Source organism: Enterobacter sp. AG326 (assembly GCF_004362415.1).
Taxonomy (GTDB): domain Bacteria; phylum Pseudomonadota; class Gammaproteobacteria; order Enterobacterales; family Enterobacteriaceae; genus Enterobacter; species Enterobacter asburiae.
Map to the genome: position 1 here is coordinate 490,151 of NZ_SNXG01000001.1, position 16,484 is coordinate 506,634.

15 protein-coding genes are annotated in these 16,484 nt (G+C 56.4%); 5 read left to right on the plus strand and 10 right to left on the minus strand.

All coding sequences use genetic code 11. The annotated features are described in order from the left end of the window. Window positions 1–48 precede the first annotated feature (48 nt). The 9 genes from DFO52_RS02300 to DFO52_RS02340 form a co-directional block, all read right to left on the minus strand. Window positions 49–804, minus strand: coding sequence for an alpha/beta hydrolase (locus tag DFO52_RS02300; protein WP_133549163.1), 756 nt, complete (start codon window positions 802–804; stop codon window positions 49–51). An 85-nt stretch (window positions 805–889) separates the two neighbouring features. Beyond that, window positions 890–1,063 (minus strand): GhoT/OrtT family toxin, encoded by a 174-nt coding sequence (locus DFO52_RS02305; protein ID WP_003856960.1) that lies wholly within the window; start codon window positions 1,061–1,063, stop codon window positions 890–892. A gap of 183 nt (window positions 1,064–1,246) precedes the next feature. Next, on the minus strand, window positions 1,247–2,671 hold the full coding sequence (gene patD, locus DFO52_RS02310) for an aminobutyraldehyde dehydrogenase (RefSeq protein ID WP_133549165.1): 1,425 nt from the start codon (window positions 2,669–2,671) through the stop codon (window positions 1,247–1,249). A gap of 24 nt (window positions 2,672–2,695) precedes the next feature. Continuing rightward, entirely contained in the window at window positions 2,696–3,502 is an 807-nt protein-coding gene (locus tag DFO52_RS02315) for an ABC transporter permease (RefSeq protein WP_133549167.1), read from the minus strand. Beyond that, a complete protein-coding gene (locus DFO52_RS02320; RefSeq protein ID WP_023311994.1) occupies window positions 3,492–4,436 on the minus strand; it encodes an ABC transporter permease in 945 nt (314 codons plus the stop codon). Before DFO52_RS02320 ends, DFO52_RS02315 begins: the two co-directional genes overlap by 11 nt. A 1-nt stretch (window position 4,437) precedes the next feature. Continuing rightward, on the minus strand, window positions 4,438–5,451 hold the full coding sequence (locus DFO52_RS02325; RefSeq protein ID WP_121931711.1) for an ABC transporter ATP-binding protein: 1,014 nt from the start codon (window positions 5,449–5,451) through the stop codon (window positions 4,438–4,440). A 17-nt stretch (window positions 5,452–5,468) separates the two neighbouring features. Then, a complete protein-coding gene (ydcS, locus tag DFO52_RS02330) occupies window positions 5,469–6,614 on the minus strand; it encodes a putative ABC transporter substrate-binding protein YdcS (protein WP_029741508.1) in 1,146 nt (381 codons plus the stop codon). A 271-nt stretch (window positions 6,615–6,885) separates the two neighbouring features. After that, window positions 6,886–8,295: a PLP-dependent aminotransferase family protein gene (locus DFO52_RS02335; protein WP_133549169.1), complete on the minus strand. Its 1,410-nt coding sequence runs from the start codon at window positions 8,293–8,295 to the stop codon at window positions 6,886–6,888. Between the two features lie 82 nt (window positions 8,296–8,377). Beyond that, window positions 8,378–8,566, minus strand: coding sequence for a hypothetical protein (locus tag DFO52_RS02340; RefSeq protein WP_023335881.1), 189 nt, complete (start codon window positions 8,564–8,566; stop codon window positions 8,378–8,380). A gap of 389 nt (window positions 8,567–8,955) precedes the next feature. Here DFO52_RS02340 and DFO52_RS02345 point away from each other — a divergent pair, with 389 nt between their 5' ends. The 4 genes from DFO52_RS02345 (at window position 8,956) to hslJ (ending at window position 12,060) form a co-directional block, all read left to right on the plus strand. Further along, window positions 8,956–10,356: a cytochrome ubiquinol oxidase subunit I gene (locus DFO52_RS02345; protein ID WP_029741510.1), complete on the plus strand. Its 1,401-nt coding sequence runs from the start codon at window positions 8,956–8,958 to the stop codon at window positions 10,354–10,356. After that, the gene (gene cydB / locus DFO52_RS02350; RefSeq protein WP_133549171.1) at window positions 10,356–11,366 is read left to right on the plus strand and encodes a cytochrome d ubiquinol oxidase subunit II; all 1,011 of its coding nucleotides are present in this window, start codon (window positions 10,356–10,358) and stop codon (window positions 11,364–11,366) included. The genes DFO52_RS02345 and cydB overlap by 1 nt, the downstream gene beginning before the upstream one ends. Then, on the plus strand, window positions 11,366–11,494 hold the full coding sequence (locus tag DFO52_RS02355) for a DUF2474 domain-containing protein (protein ID WP_008501283.1): 129 nt from the start codon (window positions 11,366–11,368) through the stop codon (window positions 11,492–11,494). The genes cydB and DFO52_RS02355 overlap by 1 nt, the downstream gene beginning before the upstream one ends. Before the next feature lie 128 nt (window positions 11,495–11,622). After that, entirely contained in the window at window positions 11,623–12,060 is a 438-nt protein-coding gene (gene hslJ, locus DFO52_RS02360; protein WP_029741512.1) for a heat shock protein HslJ, read from the plus strand. Here the strand turns inward: hslJ and DFO52_RS02365 are convergent, their stop codons facing one another. After that, complete coding sequence (locus DFO52_RS02365; protein WP_032658293.1) at window positions 12,061–12,327, minus strand: DUF333 domain-containing protein; 267 nt, start codon at window positions 12,325–12,327, stop codon at window positions 12,061–12,063. Window positions 12,328–12,596: 269 nt separating this feature from the next. Between DFO52_RS02365 and nifJ the strand changes: the two genes are divergently transcribed. After that, on the plus strand, window positions 12,597–16,121 hold the full coding sequence (nifJ, locus tag DFO52_RS02370) for a pyruvate:ferredoxin (flavodoxin) oxidoreductase (protein ID WP_133549173.1): 3,525 nt from the start codon (window positions 12,597–12,599) through the stop codon (window positions 16,119–16,121). The last annotated feature ends 363 nt before the right edge of the window (window positions 16,122–16,484 follow it).

Sequence of the window (16,484 nt, forward strand, 5' to 3'; positions counted from 1 at the left end):
GTCAGGCCCGAACAAGCGTAGCGCCGCCGGGCGAAACTTTTGCGCACATCACTCCGTCATACACCCGGCTAACGTCTGTGCCAGTGCAGACGGATTTTCCCACGACATTGAATGCCCCGCCGCTGGGATAATTTTTACCTCAACGCCCTTTTGCTTCAGATTGTCCACATCGTCATCCGGCAGAGACAGTTCGCCGAAAATCAACGTTACCGGGCAAGGAAGTGACAGGAACTGTGCTTCCCATTCGGGCTCAACGCCCGCCACCAGGCTCGATGCGCCCCGCCAGACGGCGTACGGCGCATTGCTCTGCAGACATCCCGCCCACGCCGTTTTTTCCGCGCTGAGCATGGCGTCATAGCCCTGGCTCAGGAACTGTTGCTCGGTTTGCGCTGCAATAGACCGGCTGAACATCCCTCCACCCGCATGAAAATTGGGCTCTGACACCATCAGCCTCTTCACGCGCGACGCCAGCAGCCCGGCCGTTTCAATAGCAATGCTGCCGCCCATGCTGTGGCCGTATAACCAGAAGGCATCCAGCTTAAGGTGGTCAATCAGTTCCGCCACAACGTGCGCCTGGTCGGTGGTTTTATAGCTGTAGTGCTCAGGCTTGTCGCTGTAGCCGCTGCCGGGCAAGTCGATGAGAATCGCTCTGCGCGCGCCAAACAGCGGGTCATGAACGACACGGGGATATTCATAGGATGAGGCGCAGCCCAGCCCGTGAATGAACACCATGGGATCGCCGGTGCCGGGCAGGTCATGCCAGCGCACGGTACAACCGGCCTGCTGCGAGTAAAAACTGTTCATAAGCACTCCTTTTACGATGCACTGTGTATTTATACAGTTACCGTATCTGGAATGCCATATTCATTTTTAAAAATGGAAGCGTGCTTCAGAAAAGCGAGATCAGCAGCGCAACGGGAAAGCTCATTGGCCAGGTTGACCCCACCAGAAAAGCGCTGAGCAGGCGGATACGTTTGCGGTCTTTAGAGAGGAACCAGGTAATTAATGCGCAGATGGAAGCCATGATTGCGTAGAAAACCAACATCTTTTGATACAACGTCATTCTGTATACCAGAGCCGAAAAAATAACCGCACGCAATATGCGTCATATGTTGATACAGATCAAGTTTTTTCGTTACAGAATAACCACTTAAAATTCATGGATAATAACAATTGAGTATCTTGCGTAACACTCATGGCGGGCGTGGCCAACGCCTGGCCGCGAATGCGACCAGGCATGACGGGTTTAGTGTTTGATCATGACATGCCGCACGACCGTGTAATCCTCAAGCCCGTAGACCGACATATCTTTGCCGTAGCCGGATAGTTTCATGCCGCCGTGCGGCATTTCGCTCACCAGCATAAAATGGGTATTCACCCAGGTGCAGCCGTATTGCAGCCGCGCGCTCAGGCGATGGGCGCGGCCCACGTCTTTGGTCCAGACCGATGACGCCAGGCCATACTGCGAATCGTTCGCCCAGGCCAGCACCTGCGCCTCGTCATCAAACTCGGTGACGCTCACCACCGGGCCAAACACCTCCCGCTGAACGATGGCGTCGTCCTGTTTTGCCCCCGCCAGCAGGGTTGGCTGGAAGTAGTAGCCTGCCCCCTCTTTTTTGCTCCCGCCCGTGACAACGCGGATATGACCGAGCGCTTTCGCCTCATCGACGGCCTTACAGACGCGTGAAAGATGGGCGGCCGAGCTGAGCGGGCCCAGTTCGGTCGAGGCATCCTCCGGCGCCCCCATTTTAAGGCTGGCGACCGCTGCGCCCAGCTTTTCCACCAGCGCGGCATAAATGCCCTTCTGGGCATAAATACGGCAGGCCGCCGTACAGTCCTGCCCGGCATTGTAGAAACCAAACGTCCGCACCCCTTCGACAACCGCATCCAGGTCGGCATCATCAAAGACGATAACCGGCGCTTTACCGCCCAGCTCCATGTGGGTGCGTTTAATGGAGGATGCCGTATGGCCGATGATATGTTCCCCGGTAGCAATCGAACCGGTCAGCGAGACCATACGAACTTTTTCATGTCCGGTAAGCGGATCGCCGACCGTTTTTCCCCGGCCAAACAGCACGTTCAGAACGCCTGCCGGGAAAATATCTTTTGCCAGCTCTCCCAGCTTCAGCGCGGTCAACGGCGTGATCTCCGAGGGCTTAATCACCACGCAGTTCCCTGCCGCCAGCGCGGGCGCCAGTTTCCATGCCGCCATCATCAACGGATAGTTCCAGGGGGCAATAGAGGCAACCACGCCCACCGGATCGCGGCGGATCATCGACGTGTGGCCGTCAAGGTACTCCCCGGCGGCCAGCCCGTTAAGACAGCGGGCGGCCCCGGCGAAGAAACGGAAAACGTCGACCACCGCCGGAATTTCATCTCCCAGAGCACAGTGCAGCGGCTTGCCGCAGTTTAGGGATTCGAGCCGGGCAAAGTCCTCCCCATGCTCTTCAATCGCATCCGCCAGCTTCAGCAGGCACTCGGCGCGGGTCTTCGGCGTGGTTTGTCCCCACACCACAAAAGCACGGTCGGCCGCCTGAACCGCCGCGTCGACCTGAGCCGCTGACGCCTCGGCAATCTCCAGCAGGAGTTCTCCAGTGGCCGGGTTATAGACCGGCTGTTTTTCTCCCTCACCGGTTACCAGTTTTCCCTCTATCAGCAGTTGTGTTTGCATAGCATTTTCCTGTTGAATTCACTGTTATTTCCCGCTGCCGGCGATGTTCTCGCCGTCGCGGGTTAGCCACCAGGCTCCCAGAATGGGGATAGTTGTCACCAGCATCACCAGCAGTGCTACGACGTTGGTGACCGGCACGTCGCGCGGACGACCGAGCTGATTGAGCAACCACAGCGGTAACGTGCGCTCGTGTCCCGCCGTAAACGTTGTGACGATTATCTCGTCAAACGACAGGGCAAACGCCAGCATTCCCCCGGCCAGCAGCGCGGAACCCAGATTGGGCAGCACCACATAGCGGAAGGTTTGCCATCCGTCGGCCCCGAGATCCATCGACGCTTCCACCTGGCTCCAGGAGGTGCGTCTGAACCGGGCAATCACGTTGTTAAACACCACCACCACGCAAAAGGTGGCGTGTCCCACCACGATGGTGAAAAAGCCCGGCTCAAGGTCGATCGTTTTGAATGCCGTCAGCAGCGCCAGACCGGTGATGATCCCCGGTAACGCAATCGGCAATAGCAGCAACAGCGAGATCGCATTCTTGCCAAAAAACTCGCTTCGCCACAGCGCCGCTGCAGCAAGCGTGCCAAGCACAAGGGCAATCGCGGTGGATAGCGACGCAATCTGAAGTGACAACGTCACGGATTCAATAATATCGCCGCGCCCCGCCGCCACGCTAAACCACTTCAGCGTCAGCCCCTGCGGCGGAAAGCTGAAGGCAGCGTCTTCGGTATTAAAGGCATAGGTCGCGATAATCAGCAGCGGGAAGTGCAGGAAGATAACGCCTCCCCAGGCTGCCACTTTCAGGAACAGCGGTGCGCGTTCAGAGTGCATCGAATGCTCCCAGACGTTTCACGAACGCCAGATAGAGTGAAATCAGCACGATGGGCACCAGCGTGAACGCGGCGGCCATGGGCATATTGCCAATGGCACCCTGCTGCGAGTAGACCATGTTACCGATGAAGTAACCCGGCGGCCCCACCAGCTGCGGAACGATGAAATCCCCCAGCGTCAGGGAAAAGGTGAATATTGAACCTGCCGCAATACCCGGGATCGCCAGCGGCAGAACGACGTAGCGAAAGGTCTGGCGAGGGCGCGCGCCAAGGTCGGCTGAGGCCTGCAGTAGCGAGGCAGGCAGGCGTTCCAGCGCCGCCTGGACTGGCAGGATCATAAACGGCAGCCAGATGTAGACGAAGACCAGAAACCGCCCCAGCCCGGAGGTGGACAAGGTGTTGCCGCCAATCGCCGGGAGCGTAAGGAGTGAGGTCAGGATCGGCTCCAGCCCCATATGGTTGAGAAACCACTGTGCCACCCCGTCCTTCGCCAGCAGCAGCGTCCAGGCGTAGGCTTTGACGATGTAGCTCGCCCACATTGGCAGCATTACAGCGATATAGAAAAACGCTTTCCACTTGCCGCGGGTGTATCGCGCCATGTACCAGGCCATCGGGAAGGCCAGGATGGCGCTGGCAATCGTCACCGCAATCGCCATCGTTAACGTGCGCAGGATAATGTCGTAGTTTGCCGGGTTGAAAAGCGCCTGAATGTTCGCCAGGGTCAGATCCGGCGTGACGGCCATGGTGAAATCGTCAAAGGTGTAAAAACCTTGCCACAGCAGGGTCAGAAGCGATCCTAAATAGACGATGCCAAACCACATCAGCGGCGCGAGCAGAAGCAGGAACAGGCCGAGAGACGGTTTACGCCAGAACAGCGCCGTCATGCGGCTTAAGCGGCCGTGCGAGGCGGGAGGATGCGCAACGCTCATAGACATTTCACCTCTCCTCGTGCAGGCGAATCATCGCCTCGCGTGACCACGACGCCATCACCGCCTGCCCCGGCGCAATGCCGCTCAGCGACGAGGTTTCACTGAGATTGGCCTGGCTCACCAGCAGCTTGGCACCGTCGGCAAGTTTCAGCTCCAGCCGCGTGGCCGCCCCCTGATACTGAACGGCCTGCACGATACCCTGAACCTGAACGTCTCCGCCCTCATCAAGGCGAATATGTTCCGGACGCAGGGAATAGCTGCCTTCCATGCCGCATATTTTCTGCGCAAGGCCCGCATCGAAGACGTTAGAGGTGCCGACAAAACCGGCGACAAACGGCGTGCGCGGACGCATGTAGAGATCGCGTGGGGTGTCCACCTGCTCGATGCACCCGTTATTGAACACCGCCACCCGGTCTGACATGGAAAGGGCCTCGCCCTGATCGTGGGTGACAAAAATAAAGGTGATGCCGAGTTCCTGCTGAAGCTTCTTCAGCTCGAACTGCATCTGTTCACGCAGTTTGAGATCGAGCGCACCAAGGGGTTCGTCCAGCAGCAGGACGCGCGGCTCATTGACCAGCGCGCGGGCGATGGCGACACGCTGCCGCTGGCCGCCGGAAAGCTGCGAAGGTTTGCGGGCAACGGCAAAACTCAGGCCCACTTTTTCCAGGGCATCACGGGCCTGCGCATGGCGTTTTTTCTTGTCGATGCCTTTGACCATCAGCCCGTAGGCAACATTGTCGAGGATCGACATATGCGGGAACAGCGCGTAGTCCTGAAAGACGGTGTTCACATCCCGCTCCCAGGGAGGCAGTTCGCTCGCCTCTTTGCCGAAGATAGAAATCGTGCCGCCTGACAGCTGTTCAAAACCCGCTATCAGACGCAGGCAGGTGGTTTTGCCGGAGCCCGAAGGCCCCAGCATGGAGAAAAATTCTCCGTCACGAATAGCAATGGTGACCCCATCCACCGCCCGTACGTCGCCGTACAGACGGGAAACATTGTTAAATTCTACCGCGTACGTCATGTTCTGCTCCCGGGCAATTAACGACCGCCCATGATGGCGATGTAATCCTGCGTCCAGCGGCTGTAAGGGACAAATTTGCCGCCTTCAGCGATGGGGGTTTTCCAGAACATGATTTTGTCGAACTCGTTATAACCGTTTGTTTCGCAGCCTTTATCACCCAGCAGCGTGCTGGCCTTACACCCTTCTGCAACCACGGGCAGGGAGCCAAACCATGCCGCCAGATCGCCCTGCACTTTCGGCGTCAGCGACCAGTTCATCCACTTGTAGGCGCACATCGGGTGTTTTGCCTGGGCGTGCAGCATGGTGGTGTCCGCCCAGCCGGTCACCCCCTCTTTCGGGAAGACGGTAGCAACGGGCTGGTTCTCAGCCTTCAGCGCATTCGCCTGATACGGCCAGGCGCTGGAGGCCACGACGCCTTCATTTTTAAAGTCGCTCATCTGGACGGTAGTGTCGTGCCAGTAGCGGTGGATCAGCGCGTGCTGGTCGCGAAGCACCTTGAGCACGGCGGCATACTGTTTTTCGGTGAGCTGGTACGGGTCTTTAATACCCAGCTGCGGCTGCGTGGCTTTGACGAACAGCGCGGCATCGGCGATATAAATCGGCCCGTCGTACGCCTGCACGCGTCCCTGATTGGTTTTACCGTCCGGCAGATCCTGTTTGGTAAAGACTACGCTCCAGCTGTCCGGCGGCGTCGGGAAGGTTTTGGTGTTGTACATCAGCAGGTTTGGCCCCCACTGATACGGCGTACCGTAGACTTTCCCGCCGACGTTAAACCATTCCCCTTTCACAATCCGCGCGTCGAGGGTTTTCCAGTTGGGGATGAGATCGGGGTTAATGGGCTGGACGCGTTTCCCCATGATCAGGCGCAGGGAGGCGTCACCCGAGGCGGTGACCAGGTCATAGCCCCCTTTCGCCATCAGGCTGACCATTTCATCCGACGTGGCCGCCGTTTTGACGTTGACCGCACATCCGGTCTCTTTCTCAAACTGGGTGACCCAGTCATAATTTTTATCCGTCTGTCCGCGTTCGATATATCCCGGCCAGGCGATAATATCCAGCCGACCTTCCCCGTCGCCGATGGCCTTTGGTGGTTCTGCGGCTTGCGCTGTCATGATAGTCATGCCGAGCGCGCACAGGCTGCTGCGGGCAAAATGTTTGCTCATAAGAGTTACTCCTGTCGCAATGAAATTTAGCGGCAGCCGTGCCGTAAAAATATCTCCCTTATTAAACGTAGACCGCGCAAATGCGCCGCACCGTACGGCTTCAGGAAATTTCATCAAGGTGTGACCGAGGGCGCATTCCCCGTTAACTGGATTATAGACAAGGAGTTAGCCGCGAGAGACGGTATGCAGATTTCCTATGACCGGGCACCGCGAAATATTCGCCGTGCCGTCATCAGGATAAGAATTGATTATTTAAATAACGGAGAAAAGTTTATTCCAGCATCGCGCTAATTAATTTTCCTAACTGAATGACCGCCTGCTCTTCTCGCTCTCCCCAGGCCCAGGAGGTATTAAACCGGAAGAACGGTGTCCACGCGTCGGAGGTGGAAAACATCTTTCCGGGCGCAATGCTGATGTGGTGCGTTAAGGCTTTTTCGCTGAGCAGCCCCGCATCCAGCTGCGCCGGAAGCTCCAGCCATAAAAAGTAGCCGCTGTCGTTATGGTGGATTTTGACGCCGGCAGGCATATGGCGCAGAAGTGACTGCCAGGCCTGCTGCTTTCGCTCGGCGAGCGTCCGCCGCAGGCGGCGAAGATGGGCGTCGTAGCGTTTCGTCGCCAGGTAATCCACCAGCGCCAGCTGCACGGGTGAGCTGGTGGAGAGCGTGCTCATCAGCTGCAGCTGCTGAATGCGTCGTGCGTGTTTTCCTGCCGCAACCCAGCCGATGCGAAAACCGGCCACCAGGCATTTTGAAAAGGACGAGCAGTGCAGCGTCATGTCCTGGCGATCCCATGCTTTCGCCGGGAGCGGCTTTTCGCGGCCAAAATAGAGCTCGCTGTAGACATCGTCTTCAATCAGGGGGACGTTGTGCTGCGTTAACAGCGCGACAAGCTGCGCTTTTTTCTCCGCGCTCAGCGTGAAGCCAAGCGGGTTCTGACTGTTGGTCATGATCCAGCAGGCTTTAACCGGGTACTCCTTCAGTGCCTGTTCAAGGGCATTCAGGTCAATCCCCTCGCGGACATCCGTCGCAATCGACAACGCTTTGAGCTTCAGGCGTTCCAGCGCCTGAAGCGCGCCGTAGAAACACGGGTTTTCGACTATCACCCAGTCGCCCGGCTCGGTTACCGCCTGCAGGCTGAGATTGAGCGCTTCAAGCGCGCCTGCGGTGATCACAATCTCTTCCGGAGAGATGTTCATTCCCTGCTGCGCGTAGCGACGGGCAATGGCGTGGCGGAGATCGACGTTACCCGGGGGCAGGTTTTCAATCACGCTCATCGCCGTCGCGGTTTTGCTGACGTTAGCCAGCGAGCGGTTGAGCTGCTGCAGCGGGAAAAGTCGGGGATCGGGAAACGCGGAGGCAAAAGGAACAACGGACGGGTCGCGGCTGGCCTGTAAGACGTCGAAGATGTAGGTGTTAATATCCACCACTTCGTCACGCATCACCTGGGCAGGTGGAGCAGGCTGTTGTGCGGTCGGGCGCGAGGCAACGTAATAGCCCGACTGCGGTCTGGCGACAATGCGCCCCTGACTTTCCAGCATCTGATACGCGTGGCCAACGGTCATAAAACTCATGCCGCTGCTCGCCACCTGCTCTCGCAGCGAAGGCAGCTTATCGCCCGGCAGCCATACGCCAAGCTCAATCTGCGAGATAATTTGTTGCGCCAGACGCTGGTATTTTTTCATCAAATTCTCCTTGTGACCGACAGTGTATATCAGCAGGAGAAAAAGAGAAGATTTAGCTAACTGTTATAGTTCGCGAAATGAATTACTTACGGTACTCGGTAACGTGGCTTTGCGCCTGACGCGCAGCGGCCAGGTGGTCGAGCGTGATCATCGACGATTTGCAAAAGATGCATTTCGCGCCGAGTGGGTTTTTCTCAGACATATCAAAGACTGAGGTACGGTACTGCGAGCCATGACAGCATGGGCAGCGGAAATGAATATAAGAAGTCATAGGATTCTCCTGACACGTAAAACGTAAATTACTAATGGGCCGATTGGGCAATAATGGTTTTAAACAAAACGAATCGGAAAGTAGATAAAGACCCAAGAGAGGCTGCGGAGAGGCACAACGTGATGAGAACTGCTTTATAAAACTACGTCAGATATTTATTTGGACTCAAAACCAGAGGACCATTAACGCACGGCGCAGACGACAAGGCAAGCAGTTTTATGCGTAAAATTCATAAAAACACGGTTTTTATTCCTCACGCGAGGTATATCAGATGGCTAAAGCATGAATTTTAAGCCAACTGTTATGGTTAAAAAACACTTTTCTGCGTCTGATAGTCCGAACTTTGCCCCTATACCATAACAGCACACCGTTTGACATTGAGGCTGTGCATGTTTGGTTTAGATGCTTTTCACCTTGCACGGATACAGTTTGCCTTTACCGTATCCTTTCACATTATTTTCCCGGCCATCACCATTGGTCTCGCAAGCTACCTCGCCGTACTCGAAGGGCTGTGGCTTAAAACCAAAAATCCGGTCTGGCGCTCGCTGTACCATTTCTGGTCGAAGATTTTTGCCGTCAACTTTGGCATGGGCGTGGTCTCCGGGCTGGTGATGGCCTACCAGTTTGGCACCAACTGGAGCGGATTTTCACAGTTTGCGGGCAGCATTACCGGCCCGCTGCTGACGTATGAAGTGCTGACCGCCTTCTTCCTCGAAGCCGGGTTCCTCGGCGTGATGCTGTTTGGCTGGAACAAAGTCGGGCCGGGTCTGCACTTCTTCGCCACCTGCATGGTGGCGTTGGGCACTATTATTTCTACCTTCTGGATCCTCTCGTCGAATAGCTGGATGCAGACCCCGCAGGGCTATGAGATCGTCAACGGTCAGGTGGTACCGGTGGACTGGTTCGCCGTGGTGTTTAACCCCTCCTTCCCTTACCGCCTGCTGCATATGTCGATAGCCGCATTCCTGAGCAGCGCCCTGTTTGTGGGCGCATCCGCGGCATGGCATCTGCTGCGCGGGAATAATACCCCAGCCATCCGGGCGATGTTTTCGATGGCGCTGTGGATGACGCTGATTGTCGCCCCCATCCAGGCCATGGTTGGCGATATGCACGGTCTGAACACCTTAAAGCACCAGCCCGCCAAGATTGCCGCCATTGAAGGCCACTGGGAAAATCCGCCGGGTGAGCCTACCCCGCTGCTGCTGTTTGGCTGGCCGGATATGGAACAGGAGCGCACCCGCTTTGGGCTGGAGATCCCGGCGCTGGGGAGTCTTATCCTGACGCACAGCCTGGATAAACAGGTTCCGGCCCTCAAAGAGTTTCCGAAGGAAGACCGTCCGAATTCCACCATCGTCTTCTGGTCATTCCGCATTATGGCGGGCCTGGGCATGCTGATGCTGCTGCTCGGGGTGACGGCACTCTGGCTGCGCTACAAAAAACGCGTGTATTCGTCGCGCCCCTTCCTGTGGTTTGCGCTGCTGATGGGGCCAACCGGGCTGATTGCCATCCTGGCCGGGTGGATCACCACCGAAGTGGGCCGCCAGCCCTGGGTGGTCTACGGACTCCAGCGAACGAAGGATGCTGTGTCTGCCCACGGTGACCTGCATATGAGCGTGAGCCTGCTGGCCTTCTTCGTCGTCTATACCTCGGTATTCGGCGTGGGCTACAGCTATATGGTACGCCTCATCCGAAAAGGCCCGCAGCCGCATGAAACTTTCGCCACCGAGTCCGACGGACGTCCGGCGCGCCCGCTTTCTGCCGTCACAACTGAACATAAGGAGCAGCCATAATGGGTATCGATCTTTCCATTATCTGGTTTGTGATCATCGTCTTCGCCACGCTGATGTATATCGTGATGGACGGTTTTGATCTGGGGATCGGCATTCTGTTCCCGGCAACGCAGAACGCCGACGATCGCGACGTAATGGTCAACAGCGTCGCGCCGGTCTGGGACGGAAATGAAACCTGGCTGGTGCTTGGCGGTGCCGCCCTGTTCGGCGCATTCCCGCTGGCCTATGCGGTGATCGTTGATGCCCTGACCATTCCGCTAACATTAATGCTGATCGGACTTATTTTCCGCGGGGTGGCATTTGAGTTTCGCTTTAAAGCCACGCCTGCCCACCGCCCCTTCTGGGATAAGGCGTTTATTGGCGGTTCAATTCTGGCAACGTTCACCCAGGGCGTGACGGTAGGCGCCGTCATTAACGGCTTTACCGTCACCGGCCGGGCCTATACAGGCGGCACCTTTGACTGGTTTACCGCGTTTAACCTGTTTTGCGGCGTAGGGCTGGTGGTGGCTTATGCGCTGTTAGGCTCTACCTGGCTGGTGATGAAAAGCGAAAACGCGCTGCAGCAGCGGATGCGTGAGGTGTCGAAAACGCTGTTAATCGTGCTGCTGGCGTTTATTGCAGCGATCAGCCTCTGGACGCCGCTGGCGCAACCGGCTATCGCTGCGCGCTGGTTTACACTACCGAATCTGTTTTATCTGCTGCCTGTCCCTGCCCTGGTGGTGATTTTTAGCCTGTACCAGTGGCGCTGCCTGAATAATCCCAATAGCCATAGCCGTCCGTTTATTCTGACGCTGGGGCTGATATTCCTCGGCTTTAGCGGGCTTGGGATCAGCATCTGGCCGCATATTATTCCACCGTCGATCACCCTGTGGCAGGCCGCCGCCCCGACGCAAAGCCAGGGCTTTATGCTGGTGGGCGCGCTGTTGATCATTCCCGTTATTCTGGTCTACACCTTCTGGAGCTACTACGTGTTTCGCGGCAAAGTTCAGCATGGGGAGGGTTATCACTGATGCAACAACCGGTCTGGAAAAGATTACTGTGGCTGGCCATTATCTGGGGCGGCAGCGTACTGGCGCTGGCTGCTGTCAGTATGCTCTTCCGCATGCTGATGACGGCGGCAGGGTTTAAATCGCATTAACGTCATCCCGGGCAACCGCTGCGTTGCCCGGTACTTCTCCCCGCACTTTCAGATAAACCCCATTAACGCACGGCAGAGTATCGTTACACTGGAAAAAGATTCACGGTATTTATAGTTTGAGAAGAAAAATGAAAAAGCTCATTGCGTTAAGCGTTATTAGTCTTGTCCTTACCGGGTGTGTTAATCCGGGTAAAGCCTCCGTACAGCCGGAGCAACTTAAAAACCACCGCTTTGTGCTGGAAAACGTAAACGGTAAGGCCGTGAAGACCGCGACACCGCAACCTGAGATCGGTTTTAGCGCGCTGCCAGATATCAGCCTGGTTAATAACATCAGCGTTTCTGGCCAGATGTGTAACCGCTTTAACGGACAGGGGAAATTGTCCGAAGGCGAGCTTAAGGTTAAAACGCTGGCCATGACGCGCAAGCTCTGTACTGAGCCGCAGCTGAATGAGCTGGATCAGACCATCGGCGACATGCTGCGCAAAGGGGCGCAGGTCGACCTGACTGAGGACCAGTTAACGCTGGCGACAGCCGATAAAACGCTGATGTTTAAGCGTGTAGAATAATCAGTAGTTACCGCAGCTTCCAACGGCAAGCGACTGTTCGCTACAGCGTTTGCCGTTTGGCAAGGCGCACATCCCAATAGCAGAACCATCAAGCTGGCGGGCGACAGACAGCGAACCGCCAATCATCGCGCAGTTGGCCTGACCTGAACTGGACATTGCCGCTTTCATTCCCGGCGCCACGTGGGCTGCCGTTGCCTGCTGGACTGGCTCACTGCTACATGCCGACAACAATAATGCGGCACACCCTACCAAAAATGCTGAGCGCATGCTCTCCCCCATGAATAATGCGAAACCTATGCATAATAGGCATCACATCCCGTGTCGTCGAGAGCGGAAGTGCGTATTTATGCGCTTCAGAAACAATTTCTCGCAATTTTTTCGCCAAAAGTTTGATCTACTCATTGATGGCAAGAATACCAAGGACACAAAAGCGAAAATCGTAAAATCCCCCGTTTGCTAGAATACACAGATAATATTCAGGGTTTGTTGCCGTAATACAGACCCCTATTTTTTGCGCAATGTAAGGGTGTTGTCCTATGCAAACTATTGACGGTAATGGTGCAGTTGCCTCAGTCGCGTTTCGCACCAGTGAAGTTATCGCCATCTACCCGATTACGCCAAGTTCTACCATGGCCGAGCAGGCGGATGCCTGGGCGGGTAACGGGTTAAAAAACGTCTGGGGCGATGTCCCGAGAGTGGTTGAAATGCAGTCTGAAGCCGGGGCGATTGCCACGGTACACGGTGCGCTTCAGACCGGCGCGCTTTCCACGTCGTTTACCTCCTCACAGGGATTGCTGTTAATGATCCCTACGCTTTACAAACTCGCCGGTCAGCTGACCCCCTTCGTTCTGCACGTTGCCGCGCGTACGGTTGCCACCCACGCGCTCTCTATCTTTGGCGATCACTCTGACGTGATGGCCGTGCGCCAGACCGGTTGCGCGATGCTATGCGCCAGCAGCGTTCAGGAAGCGCAGGACTTTGCCTTAATTTCGCATATCGCCACGCTCAAAAGCCGCGTGCCGTTTATTCACTTCTTTGATGGTTTCCGCACCTCTCACGAAATCAACAAAATCGTCCCGCTGGCTGACGATACTATCCTGAATCTGCTGCCGCAGGCGGAAATCGACGCGCATCGCGCCCGGGCTCTTAACCCGGAACACCCGGTTATTCGCGGGACATCGGCTAACCCGGATACCTATTTCCAGTCCCGCGAGGCCACTAACCCCTGGTACAACGCGGTTTACGACCATGTTGAACAGGCAATGGATGACTTTGCCGCCGCAACCGGCCGGGAGTACAAACCGTTTGAGTACTACGGTCATCCACAGGCGGAACGGGTCATTGTGCTGATGGGGTCAGCCATTGGGACCTGTGAAGAGGTGGTTGACGAGCTGCTGATGCGCGGCGAAAAAGTTGGCGTGCTTAAAGTGCGCCTCTATCGTCCGTTCTCGGCCAAACATTTGCTTTCGGCTCTGCCTGAAAGCGCCCGCGCTGTGGCGGTGCTCGACCGTACCAAAGAGCCGGGCGCGCAGGCGGAACCCCTCTATCTGGATGTGATGACCGCCCTGGCAGAAGCCTTTAATCAGGGCGAACGTGAAACGCTGCCGCGCGTAATCGGGGGTCGCTATGGTTTGTCCTCCAAGGAGTTTGGGCCGGACTGCGTGCTGGCGGTATTCAACGAGTTAGGCGAGGCGAAACCCAAGCCGCGCTTTACCGTTGGCATTTATGATGATGTGACTAACCTTTCCCTTTCGCTGCCGGAAAATACCCTGCCCTCGACCGCCAAACTTGAGGCGCTGTTCTATGGTCTGGGCAGCGACGGCAGCGTCTCCGCGACCAAAAACAACATCAAAATCATCGGCAACTCAACGCCGTGGTACGCCCAGGGGTACTTCGTTTACGACTCCAAAAAAGCAGGCGGCCTGACCGTTTCCCACCTGCGCGTGAGCGAACAGCCCATCCGCTCCGCGTATCTGATTTCTCAGGCTGATTTTGTTGGCTGCCACCAGCTGCAGTTTATTGATAAATACCAGATGGCCGAGCGCCTGAAGCCCGGCGGCATTTTCCTCCTCAATACGCCGTACGGCGCAGACGAAGTCTGGGGGCGCCTGCCGCAGGAAGTTCAGGCGGTGCTGAACCAGAAAAAAGCCCGTTTCTACGTGGTCAACGCCGCAAAAATTGCCCGCGAATGCGGCCTTGCTGCGCGTATTAATACCGTTATGCAGATGGCCTTCTTCCACCTGACCAATATTCTGCCGGGCGACAGCGCGCTGGTGGAACTGCAGGGTGCGATTGCTAAAAGCTACAGCAGCAAAGGCCAGGAGCTGGTCGAGCGAAACTGGCAGGCGCTGGCGCTGGCGCGCGAATCGCTGTTTGAGGTACCGCTGCAGCCGGTGAATGCCGCAAGTCCGAATCGTCCGCCGGTGGTGTCCGATGCGGCGCCCGATTTCGTTAAGACCGTGACGGCGGCGATGCTGGCCGGTCTGGGCGATGCCCTGCCCGTCTCTGCGCTACCGCCGGATGGCACCTGGCCGATGGGCACCACGCGCTGGGAAAAACGCAACATCGCCGAAGCGATCCCCATCTGGAAAGAAGATCTGTGTACCCAGTGCAACCACTGCGTTGCGGCCTGCCCGCACTCTGCCATTAGAGCCAAAGTGGTATCACCGGAAGAGATGGAAGCCGCGCCTGCCAGCCTGCATTCACTGGATGTGAAATCTCGTGATATGCGCGGACAGAAATACGTTCTACAGGTCGCGCCGGAAGATTGCACGGGCTGTAATCTGTGCGTCGAGGTCTGTCCGGCGAAGGACAGGCAGGATCCGGAGATCAAAGCCATCAATATGATGTCGCGTCTGGAGCACGTTGAAGAGGAGAAGGTCAACTATGACTTCTTCCTGAATCTGCCGGAAATCGATCGCAGCAAACTGGAACGTATTGATATTCGTACGTCACAGCTGATTACGCCGCTGTTTGAGTACTCTGGCGCCTGCTCCGGCTGCGGTGAGACGCCGTATATCAAGCTGCTTACCCAGCTGTACGGTGACCGAATGCTGATTGCAAACGCAACCGGGTGTTCATCCATCTACGGGGGCAATTTGCCTTCTACGCCGTACACCACCGACGCGAATGGTCGCGGTCCGGCGTGGGCAAACTCGTTATTCGAGGATAACGCCGAATTCGGCCTGGGCTTCCGCCTGACCGTCGACCAGCACCGCGCGCGCGTGATGCGTCTGCTGGAGCAGTTTGCCGGGCAGATCCCCGCTGAGCTCAATGACGCGCTTCATGCGGACGCGACGCCAGAAGAACGCCGTGAGCAGGTTGCTGAGCTGCGCCGCGCGCTGCAGGGCGCGGCGGGGGCTGAACAGCTGCTGACCGACGCTGACGCCCTGGTCGAAAAATCAATCTGGCTGATTGGCGGCGACGGCTGGGCTTACGATATCGGCTTTGGCGGGCTGGATCACGTGTTGAGCCTGACCGAAAACGTCAACATCCTGGTTCTGGATACGCAGTGTTATTCCAATACCGGCGGCCAGGCGTCGAAAGCGACGCCGCTAGGTGCCGTGACGAAATTCGGCGAACACGGTAAACGCAAGGCGCGCAAAGATCTCGGCGTGAGCATGATGATGTACGGTCACGTTTACGTCGCGCAAATCTCGCTGGGTGCCCAGCTTAACCAGACGGTGAAAGCGATTCAGGAAGCGGAAGCGTATCCTGGCCCGTCGCTGATCATTGCCTACAGCCCTTGCGAAGAGCATGGCTACGATCTGGCCCTCAGCCACGACCAGATGCGCCAGCTGACCGCGACCGGTTTCTGGCCGCTGTACCGGTTCGACCCGCGTCGTGCAGACGAGGGTAAATTACCGCTGGCGCTGGATTCGCGTCCGCCGTCGGATGCCCTGGCCGAGACGTTAATGCAGGAACAGCGCTTCCGTCGCCTTAACGCCCAGCAGCCGGAAGTGGCCGAGCAGCTCTGGAAAGATGCCGCTGCTGACCTGCAAAAACGCTATGACTTCCTGGCGCAGATGGCGGGTAAAGCCGAAAAACCGACCAGCGACTAGTTCCCCTGCCCGGCTTGTCCGGGCATTTTTTTGCCATAAAAAAAGCCCGGCGTATTCACACCGGGCGAATCCAGATAATCATTGAATATCTATTTAGCTTCCTTAATAGCATTCACGTTAATTATGGATGAATCATCTTACAGGCATATAACGCCGGCTAGATTAGCTTAATTAACGCCTGATTAATAATTTCAATTTAATATGCTTACTTTTAAATCATTCATCACACCAATGATCATTTCCACCGATTTATTCGGTTTAGATTTTACTTAGTTCGTAACAATTATATTTTATTACTCTTACACAGGAGTGATTTAGCATGAGACAACTTTCTCATTCTGAAAGTTCAACAGGTAATTAAAT